Below are 13,983 nucleotides of genomic sequence, written 5' to 3' on the forward strand. Positions count from 1 at the left end.
GAAGGCTGCGATCTTTTTTTTGCGCTGAGCCGGACTTAACGACGCCCCATCGACACCGCATCCCCGCGACTGCCCGAGACCTTGCGGCAGTGCACCAGCGCATCGCGAATCATGAAGTTGACCAGGGTTGGCGAGACGCCGAGTTCCTTGGCGATGTCCTTCTGCGGTACGCCGTGCAGGCGATACATCTCGAAGGCATAGCGCGTGCGGCTGGGCAACTCGGTCAGCGCGTCGGCGATGTGTTCCAGGGTCGAGAAGTTGATGTGCGAGGTTTCCGGCGACGCGCCCTGAATCACCACGTTCAAGCCTTCCTCCTCGGGGCCCGAGTACTTCTGTTCCAGCGCCTGTTTGCGGTAGTGATCGATGGCCAGGTTGCGCACGATCTGGAACAGATAACTCAATTGCGCCTTGATCGACGAGGTGATCGGTGGCGCCGATTGCAGCCGGAAGAACGCATCCTGCACCACGTCTTCGGCGCGCGAACGGCAGCCGGTAATGCGCGCTGCGATCTTCACCAGAATCAGTCGATTGTCGACAAAGGCCTGAAGTAGCGGTGAATCGCACCTGCTTGTGGATACTTGTTCCGTCATGGAAATCACCTTGCTGCCAATAGGTTCGTGGGACGGTTGGGGGAGGGGCCGTCCTACACATCGAGCGACAAATTATGTTGAATGATAATGATTGTCAATTGAGAAAGAGAAGTAATGCTCCGTAAAGGTGCGAAGCGCGAACTGCGACACACCGCCACAGTCCCGTCCCCATTGGCGATCCCGCCCGCCGACTAATTATTTGCCGACGTCGTCCGTTCTCTTGGGTGAATGGCTGCGGCTGCACAGCCCCGGCCAGCCAGCCTTCCGAAGCCTCGCGTGGTCGGCACAGACCACGCCCTGCATGCCCTTCGAAGGGCGTGACGCAGCACATCGATTCCATTTGCAAGCCGAATTCAGGCAGGAAACCTCATGACCGACGCGTTCGAACTCCCTAGCACCCTGGTCCAAGCCCTCCAGCGCCGCGCGGCGCTGACGCCGGATCAACTGGCCTTGCGGTTTCTCGCCGAAAACCCGGAACAGGCTGTGGTGCTCAGCTACTGCGAACTCGATCAGCGCGCCCGCAGCATCGCGGCCGCGTTACAGGCGCAGGCCGACTTTGGTGATCGCGCGGTGTTGCTGTTTCCCAGTGGCCCGGATTACGTCGCGGCGTTCTTCGGTTGCCTGTACGCCGGGGTGATCGCGGTGCCGGCTTACCCGCCGGAGTCCGCCCGTCGGCATCATCAGGAACGCCTGCTGTCGATCATTGCTGATGCCGAACCGCGTCTGCTGTTGACCAGCGCCGATCTGCGCGAGGCCTTGCAGCAAATCGACGGCGCGCCGCCGTTGCTGTGCGTCGACACCCTCGACAGCGCACTCGCCGAAAACTGGGTCGAGCCGAACCTGCCGCAAGCACACATCGCCTTCCTGCAATACACCTCCGGCTCCACCGCGCTGCCCAAAGGCGTGCAGGTCAGCCACGGCAATCTGGTGGCCAACGAGCTGCTGATTCGCCACGGCTTCGGCATCGATACGAACCCTGACGACGTGATCGTCAGCTGGCTGCCGCTGTACCACGACATGGGCCTGATCGGCGGACTGCTCCAGCCGATCTTCAGCGGCGTGCCGTGCATCCTGATGTCGCCGGCGTACTTCCTCGCGCGCCCGCTGCGCTGGCTGGAAGCGATCAGCCAATACGGCGGCACCATCAGTGGCGGCCCGGATTTCGCCTACCGCCTGTGCAGCGAGCGGGTCAGCGAATCGGCATTGGAACGTCTCGACCTGAGCCGCTGGCGCGTGGCCTATTCCGGCTCGGAACCGATCCGTCTCGACAGCCTTGAACGCTTCGCCGAGAAGTTCGCCGCGTGCGGCTTCAGCGAGGACAGCTTCATGGCCTCTTACGGCTTAGCCGAAGCCACCCTGTTCGTCGCCGGCACCCCGCGTGGTACCGGCATTCCAGCCTTGCGCGCGGACGATCAGGCCTTGGCACAGAACCGCGCCGAGCCGGGCGCGGGCAGCGCGATCATGAGTTGCGGCATCAGCCAGCCCGAGCACGCGGTGCTGATCGTCGAACCGAGCAGCCTCGAAGAACTGGCCGATAACGCCGTCGGTGAAGTCTGGGCCGCCGGTCCGAGCATCGCCCACGGCTACTGGCGCAACCCCGAAGCCAGCGCCAAAACCTTCGTCCAGCATGCCGGCCAGACCTGGCTGCGCACCGGTGACCTGGGCTTTATTCGCGACGGCGAGCTGTTTATCACCGGACGCCTGAAAGACATGCTCATCGTGCGCGGCCACAACCTCTATCCGCAGGACATCGAGCAAACCATCGAGCGCGAAGTGGAAGTGGTGCGCAAGGGCCGGGTCGCGGCATTCGCGGTCTCTGAGAATGGCGAAGAGGGCATCGGCATCGCTGCGGAAATCAGCCGCAGCGTGCAGAAAATCCTCCCGCCGCAAGCGCTGATCAAAGCCATTCGCCAAGCGGTGGCCGAGGCGTATCAAGAGGCGCCGAGCGTGGTGGTGCTGCTCAACCCGGGCGCATTGCCGAAGACTTCCAGCGGCAAACTGCAACGCTCGGCCTGCCGCCAGCGTCTGGCCGATGGCAACCTCGACAGTTACGCGCTGTTCCCATCCGCCGACGAATCCACGGAAAACCCGGATGCTCCGGTGTCCGACCTGCAAGCGCTGATCGGCAACATCTGGGCCGAGCAACTCAACCTCAAGCAGGTCAACGCCGACGACCACTTCTTCCTGCTCGGCGGCAACTCGATTGCCGCCACACAAGTCATCGCCCGGGTGCGCGAAGAGCTGGCGCTGGAGCTGAACCTGCGCCTGCTGTTCGAAGCACCGACCCTGTCCGCCTTCACCGCAGCCGTGGCGCAACAGCAACAGGACGGTGGCAGCGCCCAAGGCGCAATCACCGCGTTGTCGCGCAGCGAAGCGCTGCCGCAATCGCTGGCACAAAACCGTCTGTGGATCACCTGGCAACTCGACCCGCACAGCAGCGCCTACAACATTCCCGGCGCCCTGCGTCTGCGTGGCGAGCTGGACAAAGATGCTCTGCGCGCCAGCTTCCAGCAACTGCTCGAACGCCATGAATCGCTGCGCACGCGCTTCTTCGAACGCGATGGCGTGGCGCTGCAACAGGTCGACCCCGCAACTGAATTCAACCTGCAACTGATCGACATCAGCGACCTGCCCACGCACCAACGTGAAGCCCGTGCGCAACAGATCCGCGAAGACCAGGCGCGTACTCGCTTCGATCTGCAACAAGGCCCGCTGCTGCGGGTGACGCTGCTGCGTCTCGACGATGAAGATCATCAGTTGCTGGTGACGCTGCACCACATCATCGCCGACGGCTGGTCGCTGAACGTGCTGATCGACGAATTCTCGCGGCTGTACGCCGCTGCCACGCAAGGCCAGCGCGCCGAACTGGCGCCGCTGCCCACCCAATACGCCGACTACGGCAGCTGGCAGCGGCAATGGCTGGCGCAAGGCGAGGGCGAGCGGCAACTGGCGTACTGGAAAGCCCAGCTTGGCGAAGAACATCCCGCACTGGAACTGGCCACCGACCATCCACGCTCGGCCCGGCAAGTGCACAGCGCCGCGCGCCACAGCGTGCGTCTCGGCGCCAGCCTCAGCGAGGCGATCAAACAGACTGCCCAGGCGCAGCAAGCGACGCCGTTCATGCTCTTGCTCTCGGCGTTCCAGAGCCTGCTGCACCGCTACAGCGGCCAGCGCGAGATTCGTATCGGCGTGCCCAACGCCAACCGTCCGCGCCTGGAAACTCAAGGCCTGATCGGCTTCTTCATCAACACCCAGGTGCTGCGCGCCGAGGTCGATTCGCGCCAGTCTTTTGTCGAGTTGCTGGCGCAGACCCGTGAGGCCACGCTCGGTGCCCAGGCGCATCAGGATCTGCCGTTCGAACAACTGCTCGAAGCCTTCCCGCAGGCCCGTGAACAGGGCTTGTTCCAGGTCATGTTCAACCACCAGCAACGCGACTTGAGTGCGCTCAAGCGCCTGCCCGGACTGCTCGCCGAAGAACTGCCGTGGCACAGCCGCGAGGCCAAGTTCGATCTGCAACTGCACAGCGAAGAAGATCGCAACGGGCGCCTGACCCTGTCCTTCGACTACGCCGATGAATTGTTCGAGGCGGCGACCATCGAGCGACTGGCCGAACACTTCAGCAACCTGCTGCGCGCGGTGTGCGAGCAACCGCAACAGGCAATCGGCGACTTGCCATTGCTGACCGCGTGCGAGCATGAGCAGCAACAGGCATGGAGCGTCGCGCCGTGCATCCCGGCGCAACAATGGCTGCCGGAACTGCTCAACCAACAGGCGCACCAGACTCCGCAACGCACCGCGCTGCTATGGGACGGCGGCAGCCTCGATTTCGCCGAGTTGCACGCCCAGGCCAACCGCCTCGCGCACTACCTGCGTGACAAAGGTGTCGGCCCGGATGTGTGCGTGGCGATCGCTGCCGAGCGCTCGCCGCAACTGTTGATCGGCTTGCTGGCGATCATCAAGGCAGGCGGTGCCTACGTGCCGCTGGACCCGGATTACCCCGCTGAACGTCTGGCCTACATGCTCCGCGACAGCGGCGCCCAATTGCTGCTGACCCAGACTGAGTTGCTCGAGCGTTTGCCGGCCAGCGACGGTGTCAGCGTGATCGCCATGGACACGCTGCATCTGGAGCACTGGCCGAGCCAGGCGCCGGGGCTGCACCTGCACGGCGATAACCTTGCCTATGTGATTTACACCTCCGGCTCCACCGGCCAGCCGAAAGGCGTCGGCAACACCCACGCGGCATTGGCCGAACGGCTGCAGTGGATGCAGAACAGCTATCAATTGAATGACAGCGACGTGCTGATGCAAAAGGCGCCGATCAGTTTCGACGTGTCGGTGTGGGAGTGCTTCTGGCCGCTGATCACTGGCGCCCGTTTGCTGATTGCCGCGCCGGGCGAACACCGCGATCCGCATCGCATCGCGCAACTGGTGCAGCAATACGCGGTGACCACCTTGCACTTCGTGCCGCCGCTGTTGGCGCTGTTCGTCGACGAACCGCTGAGCGCCGAATGCACCAGCCTGCGCCGGCTGTTCTCCGGCGGTGAAGCGTTGCCGGCAGAGCTGCGCAACCGCGTGCTGGCGCAACTGCCGGCGGTGCAACTGCACAACCGTTACGGTCCGACTGAAACCGCGATCAACGTCACCCACTGGCACTGCACCGGCGCCGACGGCGAGCGTTCGCCGATTGGCCGGCCGCTGGGCAACGTGATCTGCCGCGTCCTCGATGCCGATCTCAATCCGGTGCCGGTCGGTGTGCCGGGTGAGCTGTGCATCAGCGGCATCGGCCTTGCTCGCGGCTACCTCGGGCGTGCGGCGCTGACTGCCGAGCGTTTTGTGGTCGATCCGCTGGGCGAGCAGGGCGCACGTTTGTACCGTACCGGTGACCGCGCGCGCTGGACTGCGGACGGCGTGATCGAATACCTCGGACGCCTCGATCAGCAGGTCAAACTGCGTGGCTTCCGCGTTGAGCCGGAAGAAATCGAAGCGCGCCTGCTGGCTCAGCCAGGCGTGGCTCAGGCCGTGGTGCTGGTGCGGGAAACCGCTGCCGGCGCGCAGTTGATCGGTTACTTCATCGCGCTGGATACCAGCGAAGACCAGGACGCGCAGATTGCCCGCCTGAACACCGCACTGGCCGCCGAGCTCCCGGAATACATGGTTCCGGCGCAACTGCTGCGTCTCGATGAAATGCCGCTGAGCCCCAGCGGCAAACTCGACCGCCGCGCATTGCCCGAGCCGCAGTGGCAAGTGCGCGAGCACGTCGAGCCGGTCACCGAACTGCAACAACAGCTCGCCGCGATCTGGCATGAAGTGCTCGGCCTGCAACGGGTCGGACTGCGCGACGACTTCTTCGCCCTCGGCGGACACTCGCTGCTGGCCACGCAAATCATCTCGCGCAGCCGTCAGGCCTGCAACGTCGAGCTGCCGTTGCGCACCCTGTTCGAACACAGTGAGCTGGGCGATTTCGCCGAGCAGATCCGCCTGATCCAGGCCAGCGGCAAGACCAACCAACAGCCGCCAATCGCCAGGGTTGATCGCCGTCAACCGGTTCCATTGTCCTATTCGCAACAGCGCATGTGGTTCCTCTGGCAGATGGAACCGGACAGCCCGGCGTACAACGTCGGCGGCATGGCGCGCTTGCGTGGCGTGTTGCATGTCGAGCGTTTCGAGGCCGCGCTGCAAGCGCTGATCCTGCGCCACGAAACCCTGCGCACCACCTTCCCGAGCATCGACGGCGTGGCCCGCCAACAGGTGCATGCCGAGACCGGTGTGCGTATGGACTGGAAGGATTTTTCCACGCTGCCAGCGGAGCAGCGCGAGCAACAGGTCCAGCAACTGGCCGACGCCGAAGCGCATCGGCCGTTCGATCTGGAAACCGGGCCGCTGCTGCGCGCCTGTCTGGTGAAAACCGCCGAGCACGAGCATTACTTTGTCCTGACCCTGCACCACATCGTCACCGAAGGCTGGGCGATGGACATTTTCGCCCGCGAACTCAGCGCGCTCTACGAAGCCTTCGTCGATGACCGCGAGTCGCCGCTGGAGCCGCTGCCGGTGCAGTACCTCGACTACAGCGTCTGGCAGCGCAACTGGCTCGAATCCGGTGAGCGCCAGCGTCAACTCGACTACTGGACCGCGCAACTCGGACGCGAACATCCGCTGCTGGAGCTGCCCGGCGACCGTCCGCGTCCACCGGTGCAAAGCCATCGCGGTGAGCTGTTCCGCTTCGATTTGAGCGACGACCTCGCCGCCCGCGTGCGTGCGTTCAACGCGCAGCATGGTTTGACCCTGTTCATGACCATGACCGCCGCGCTCGCCACCTTGCTGTATCGCTACAGTAGCCAGACCGACCTGCGCATCGGTGCCCCCGTGGCGAACCGTATCCGCCCGGAAAGTGAAGGGTTGATCGGCGCATTCCTCAACACTCAGGTGCTGCGTTGCCAGCTCGACGGGCAGATGTCGGTCAGCGAGTTGTTCGAGCAGGTGCGCCACACGGTGATCGACGGCCAGTCGCATCAGGACCTGCCGTTCGATCATCTGGTCGAAGCCCTGCAACCCCCGCGCAGCACCGCGTACAACCCGTTGTTCCAGGTGATGTGCAACGTGCAGCGCTGGGAATTCCAGCAGAGTCGCATGCTCGCCGGAATGACCGTCGAGTACCTGGCCAACGATGCGCGGGCCACCAAATTCGACCTCAACCTGGAAGTCACCGACCTCGACCATCGCCTCGGTTGCTGCCTGACTTACAGCACCGATCTGTTCGACGAACCGACCATTGCACGCATGGCCAGGCATTGGCGCAATCTGCTGGAAGCGTTGATTGCCGATCCGCAGCAGCGCCTGAGCCAGTTGCCGCTGCTCGATCAACCCGAGCAACTGCAACTGCTCGACAGCCTTGGCGTCGAACCGGGCACGCATCGACTCGACCAATGCCTCCATCAACTGTTCGCCGAGCAGGCGCTGGTGCGCAAGGATGCCCCGGCGCTGACGTTTGCCGGGCAGACCCTGAGCTACGCCGAACTCGACGCTCGCGCGAATCGCCTGGCCTGGGCTCTGCGCGAGCGCGGGGTCGGTCCGCAAGTGCGGGTCGGTCTGGCGCTGGAGCGCTCGCTGGAAATGGTCATCGGCCTGCTGGCGATTCTCAAGGCCGGCGGCGCTTATGTGCCGCTGGATCCGGAATACCCGCTCGACCGTTTGCACTACATGATCGAGGACAGCCGCATCGGTCTGCTGCTCAGCGACCGGGCGATGTTCAATGCCCTCGGCGAACTGCCGCCAAGCGTGGCGCGCTGGTGCCTTGAGGAGGACAGTGCGGCGCTGGCGGATTACCCGGTCAGCGCGTTGCCTTTCATCGGTCTGCCGCAGCATCAGGCGTACCTGATTTACACCTCGGGCTCCACCGGCAAGCCGAAAGGCGTGGTGGTGTCCCACGGCGAAATCGCCATGCATTGCCAAGCGGTGATCGCGCGTTTCGGCATGCGCCCGGACGACTGCGAATTGCACTTCTATTCGATCAACTTCGACGCTGCCACCGAGCGTCTACTGGTGCCGCTGCTCAGTGGTGCGCATGTGGTGCTGCGCGCGCAAGGGCAGTGGGACGCGGAGCAGATCTGCGGCCTGATCCGCACTCATCGGATCAACGTCCTCGGCTTCACCCCGAGCTACGGCAGCCAGTTGGCGCAGTTCCTCGCCACGCAAAATGAAGTTCTGCCGGTGCGGATGATCATCACCGGCGGCGAAGCGCTGACCGGCGAACACCTGCAGCGGATTCGCGCGGCGTTCAAACCGAGCCTGTTCTTCAACGCCTACGGCCCGACCGAAACCGTGGTCATGCCACTCGCCGGGCTGGCGCCGGAAGTGCTGGAAGAGGGCGCCGGCAGCGTGCCGATCGGCAGCGTGATCGGCGACCGTGTGGCGTACATTCTCGACGCCGATCTGGCGCTGGTGCCACAAGGTGCGACCGGTGAATTGTTCGTCGGCGGTGCCGGTCTGGCGCAGGGTTACCACGACCGTCCGGGGATCAGCGCCGAGCGGTTTGTCGCCGACCCGTTTGCCGTCAGTGGCGGACGCATGTATCGCACTGGTGATCTGGTGCGCCAGCGTGCCGATGGTCTGGTGGAGTACCTGGGGCGGATCGACCATCAGGTGAAAATTCGCGGTTTCCGCATCGAACTGGGCGAGATCGAAAGCCGTCTGCTCGATCACGCGTCGGTCCGCGAAGCGGTGGTGCTGGCGCTGGATGCGCCAAGCGGCAAGCAACTGGTGGCCTATCTGGTCAGCGACGTCGCCGAGCAAGGCGAAGCCCCGCAGGCCGAGCTGCGCGAAGCGTTGAAGTCGCAGCTCAAGACGCAGCTGCCGGACTACATGGTGCCGACGCACCTGATCCTGCTGGCGAGCATGCCGCTGACCGCCAATGGCAAACTCGATCGCCGCGCCTTGCCGGCGCCGGATCCTGAGCTCAATCGTCAGGACTACGTCGCCCCGCGCAATGAGCTGGAGCAGAGCCTGGCGCAGATCTGGTGCGAAGTGCTCAACGTCAAACAGGTAGGCCTCAACGACAACTTCTTCGAGCTAGGCGGCGATTCGATCCTGTCGATTCAGGTGGTCAGCCGCGCGCGTCAGCAGGGCATCCATTTCACCCCGCGCGATCTGTTTCAGCAGCAGACCGTGCAGACCCTCGCCGGGGTCGCCAGCCGGAGCGAGCAGGTGCTCGCCGAGCAAGGTCTGGTCAACGGTGCGTCGGCGCTGACGCCGATTCAGCACTGGTTTTTCGCTACGGAAATTCCGCAGCGTCAGCACTGGAACCAGGCGTTGCTGCTGGAGCCGACGGTGACACTGCAGGCGCATCGTCTGGAGCAGGCGCTGCTGGTGGTGATCGAGCAGCACGACGCCTTGCGTCTGCGCTTCAGCGAGATCGGCGGCCAGTGGCAAGCTACGCATCAAGCGCTCTCGGATGCCGAGGTGTTGTGGCAGGTACAGGTGGCAGCGATGGACCAGTGCCAGGCGCTGTTCGCCGATGCGCAACGCAGCCTGGATCTGCAACACGGCCCGCTGTTGCGCGCGGTGTTGGTCGATGGGCCCGAAGGACAGCAACGGCTGTTCATCGCGATCCATCACCTGGTGGTCGACGGTGTCTCGTGGCGCGTCTTGCTCGACGATCTGCAAAGCGTGTATCGCCAGCTCGACGCCGAACAACCGCTGCAGCTGCCGGCGAAAACCAGTGCGTTCAAGGACTGGGCGGCACGCTTGCAGGCCTATGCCGGTAGCGAATCGCTGCGTGAAGAACTGAGCTGGTGGCAGACGCAACTGGCCGGGCCGAACGCCGAACTGCCGTGCGAAAACCCGCAAGGCGGACAGCAGAACTGTCATGCGCAAACCGTCAGCGTGCGCCTCGATGCCGAGCGCACCCAACAACTGCTGCAACAGGCGCCGCGCGCTTACCGCACGCAGGTCAACGACTTGCTGTTGACTGCGCTGGCCCGTGTCCTGTGCCGCTGGAGCGGGCAGCCGTCGGCGCTGATTCAACTGGAAGGTCACGGTCGGGAAACCCTGTTTGACGAGATCGACCTGACCCGCACCGTCGGCTGGTTCACCAGCGCCTATCCATTGCGCCTGACCCCGCACAATATCGAAGAGGCTGCCGGGCAGGGCGCATCAATCAAGGCGATCAAGGAACAACTGCGCGCGGTGCCGCACAAAGGCCTGGGTTATGGCGTGCTGCGCTATCTGGCCGATGACCTCAGCCAGCGCAGCATGGCCGCATTGCCGAATGCGCCGGTGACCTTCAACTACCTCGGCCAGTTCGACCAGAGTTTCGCCAGCGATGCACTGTTCCGTCCGCTGGACGAGCCGGTCGGTGCTGCCCACGATCCGCAGGCGCCGCTGCCCAACGAGTTGAGCATCGACAGTCAGGTGTATGGCGGTGAACTGCTGCTGCGCTGGACCTTCAGCGCCGAACGCTATGACGTGCAGACCATCAACGATCTGGCCAACGCCTATCTCGGCGAACTGCAAAGCCTGATCACCCATTGTCTGCAAGACACCGCCGGCAGCCTGACCCCATCGGACTTCCCGCTGGCAAAACTGACCCAGGCGCAACTCGACGCGTTGCCGGTACCGGCGGCGCAGATCGAGGATGTCTATCCGCTGACGCCGATGCAGGAAGGCATGTTGCTGCACACCTTGCTCGAACCGGGCACCGGCCTGTACTACATGCAGGATCGCTACCGCATCAACAGCGAACTCGATCCCGAGCGTTTCGCCCAGGCCTGGCAAGCGGTAGTCGCCCGCCACGAAGCGTTGCGCGCGTCGTTCTGCTGGAACGTCGGCGAGGACATGCTGCAAGTGATCCACACCCCGGGGCGCACGCCGATCGAGTATCTCGACTGGAGCGCGGTTGCCGAGGCTGACCAGGAACCGAAGCTGCAAGCGCTGCTGAAAAGCGAGCGTGAGGCAGGTTTCGATCTGCTCAATCAGGCGCCATTCCACCTTCGTCTGATCAAGGTCGGCGCGGCGCGCTACTGGTTCATGATGAGCAACCACCACATCCTCATCGATGCCTGGTGCCGTTCGCTGCTGATGAACGATTTCTTCGAGATCTACACCGCCCTCGGCGAAGGGCGTGAAGCCCGGTTGCCGCTGCCGCCGCGTTACCGCGACTACATCGGCTGGCTGCAACGCCAGAGCCTGGCCGAGGCGCGTCAGTGGTGGCAGCAGAACCTGCAAGGCTTCGAACGCACCACGCCAATTCCGAGCGACCGACCGTTCCTGCGCGAACACGCCGGCGAAAGCGGCGGCATGATCGTTGGTGATCGCTACACCCGGCTCAAGGTCGAGGACGGTGCGCGGCTGCGCGAGCTGGCTCAGGCCCATCAGCTGACCATCAACACCTTCGCCCAAGCCGCGTGGGCCTTGGTGCTGCGCCGCCTGAGCGGTGATCGTGACGTGTTGTTCGGTGTCACCGTGGCCGGTCGACCGGTCGAGATGCCGGAGATGCAACGCACCGTCGGCCTGTTCATCAACAGCATCGCGCTGCGGGTGAAAATGCCCGAGGACGATCAGCGCTGCAGCGTGCGCCAGTGGTTGAGTGGCCTGCTCGACAGCAACATGCAACTGCGCGAGTACGAATACCTGCCGCTGGTGAATATCCAGGAACAAAGCGAACTGCCGAAGGGCCAGCCGCTGTTCGACAGCCTGTTCGTGTTCGAAAACGCCCCGGTGGAAGTCTCGGTGCTGGACCGTGCGCAGAGCCTCAACGCGACTTCGGACTCGGGCCGTACCCACACCAACTTCCCGCTGACGGCGGTGTGCTACCCAGGCGATGACCTCGGTCTGCATCTGTCTTACGACCAGCGTTACTTCGACGAAGCGACCATCGAACGCATGCTCGGCGAATTCAAGCGCCTGTTGCTGGCGCTGGTCGATGGCTTCCATGGCGATATGGTCGAACTGCCGCTGCTGGGAGCCGAAGAGCAGGACTTCCTGCTGCACGGCTGCAACCAGAGCGCGCACGATTATCCGCTGCAGCAGAGCTACGTTGCGCTGTTCGAAGCGCAGGTCGCGGCGCACCCGCAACGCATCGCCGCCACGTGTCTCGATCAGCAATTGAGCTACGCCGAGCTGAACCACAACGCCAACCGCCTCGGTCATGCATTGATCGCTGCCGGGGTGCAAGTGGATCAACCGGTGGCGCTGCTGGCCGAGCGTAATCTCGACCTGCTGGGCATGATCATCGGCAGCTTCAAGGCCGGTGCCGGTTACTTGCCGCTGGATCCGGGGCTGCCGAGTCAGCGCCTGCAACGCATCATCGAGCTGAGCCGCACGCCGCTGCTGGTGTGCAGCGAAGCCTGCCGCGAACAGGCGCAGACCCTGCTCGATGAATTCAGCTGCGCCAACCGCCCACGGCTGTTGGTCTGGGAACAGGTGCAGGCATCGATCACCTCCCTGCACAACCCGGGCATCTACAGTGGCCCGGACAACCTCGCTTATGTGATTTACACCTCGGGCTCCACCGGCTTGCCGAAAGGCGTGATGGTCGAGCAACGCGGCATGCTCAACAACCAGTTGAGCAAGGTGCCGTACCTCGATTTGAGTGAAGCCGATGTGATCGCGCAGACCGCGTCGCAAAGCTTCGATATTTCAGTCTGGCAGTTCCTCGCCGCGCCGTTGTTCGGCGCACGGGTAGACATCGTGCCGAACAGCATCGCCCACGATCCGCAGGGATTGCTGGCGCATGTGCAGACCCAGGGCATCACGGTGCTGGAGAGCGTACCGTCGCTGATTCAGGGCATGCTCGCCGCCGAACGCCTGAGTCTCGACGGCCTGCGCTGGATGCTGCCGACCGGCGAAGCGATGCCGCCGGAACTGGCGCACCAGTGGCTGCTGCGTTATCCGCAGATCGGTCTGGTCAATGCTTACGGCCCGGCGGAGTGCTCCGATGACGTGGCGTTCTTCCGCGTCGATCTGGCCTCGACCCGCGGCAGCTACTTGCCGATCGGCACACCGACCGACAACAACTTGCTGTACCTGGTCGATGGCGCGCTGGAGCTGGTGCCGCTGGGTGCGGTGGGCGAGTTGTGCGTGGCCGGCACCGGTGTCGGTCGCGGTTACGTCAGCGATCCGCTGCGCACCGCGCCGGTGTTCGTGCCGAACCCGTTTGGCGCGCCGGGCGAGCGTCTGTATCGCACCGGTGACCTGGCACGACGCCGCAGTGACGGGGTGCTGGAATACGTCGGCCGGGTCGACCATCAGGTGAAGATTCGCGGTTACCGCATCGAACTGGGCGAGATCGAAGCGCGTCTGCACGAGCAACCGGAAGTGCGCGATGCGGCGGTGGGTGTGCAGGAGGGCGTCAATGGCAAGCATCTGGTTGGCTACCTGGTTGCCGCCGATTCGCCACTGAATCCGGGCGAACGCCTGGAGCGGATCAAACAGCGTCTGCGCGCCGAACTGCCGGAGTACATGGTGCCGCTGCACTGGTTGTGGCTGGAGCAACTGCCGCATAACGCCAACGGCAAACTCGACCGTAACGCGCTGCCGGCGCTGGAGATCGGCCAGCTGCAGAGCGCGGATTACCTGGCTCCGCGCAACGAGCTGGAGCAGACCCTGGCCGAGATCTGGGCCGAAGTGCTCAAGGTCGACAGGGTCGGTGTGCGCGACAACTTCTTCGAGCTGGGCGGGCACTCGCTGCTGGCCACGCAGATCGCCTCGCGGGTGCAGAAAACCCTGCAACGCGACGTGCCGCTGCGGGCGATGTTCGAGTGCAGCACGGTGCAGGAACTGGCCGAGTACATCGAGGGCTTGTCGGCCAGCGATATCACTGAAGACAAGGTGGATCGCTTGAATGATCTGATGGCGGAGCTGGAGGGGCTTTAATCGCTGGTGACTGTTGCGGCCTCAT

The 13,983-nt window shown here is 64.0% G+C and carries 2 protein-coding genes; one reads left to right on the forward strand and one right to left on the reverse strand.

From position 1 onward, the window contains the following. Nucleotides 1–35: 35 nt before the first annotated feature. Complete coding sequence (locus tag ACXR0M_RS17880; RefSeq protein ID WP_458833109.1) at nucleotides 36–590, reverse strand: RNA polymerase factor sigma-70; 555 nt, start codon at nucleotides 588–590, stop codon at nucleotides 36–38. Between the two features lie 369 nt (nucleotides 591–959). On the opposite strand from ACXR0M_RS17880, the gene ACXR0M_RS17885 reads away from it, so the two are divergent. After that, complete coding sequence (locus ACXR0M_RS17885; protein ID WP_458833110.1) at nucleotides 960–13,958, forward strand: non-ribosomal peptide synthetase; 12,999 nt, start codon at nucleotides 960–962, stop codon at nucleotides 13,956–13,958. The last annotated feature ends 25 nt before the right edge of the window (nucleotides 13,959–13,983 follow it).

The sequence above is a fragment of the Pseudomonas sp. Eth.TT006 genome (genome assembly GCF_054456575.1).

What these genes read in the sequence shown, in the direction of transcription:
- ACXR0M_RS17880 (WP_458833109.1), bottom strand. Translation starts at nt 590, where the DNA reads ATGACGGAACAAGTATCCACAAGCAGGTGCGATTCACCGCTACTTCAG.
- ACXR0M_RS17885 (WP_458833110.1), top strand. Translation starts at nt 960, where the DNA reads ATGACCGACGCGTTCGAACTCCCTAGCACCCTGGTCCAAGCCCTCCAG.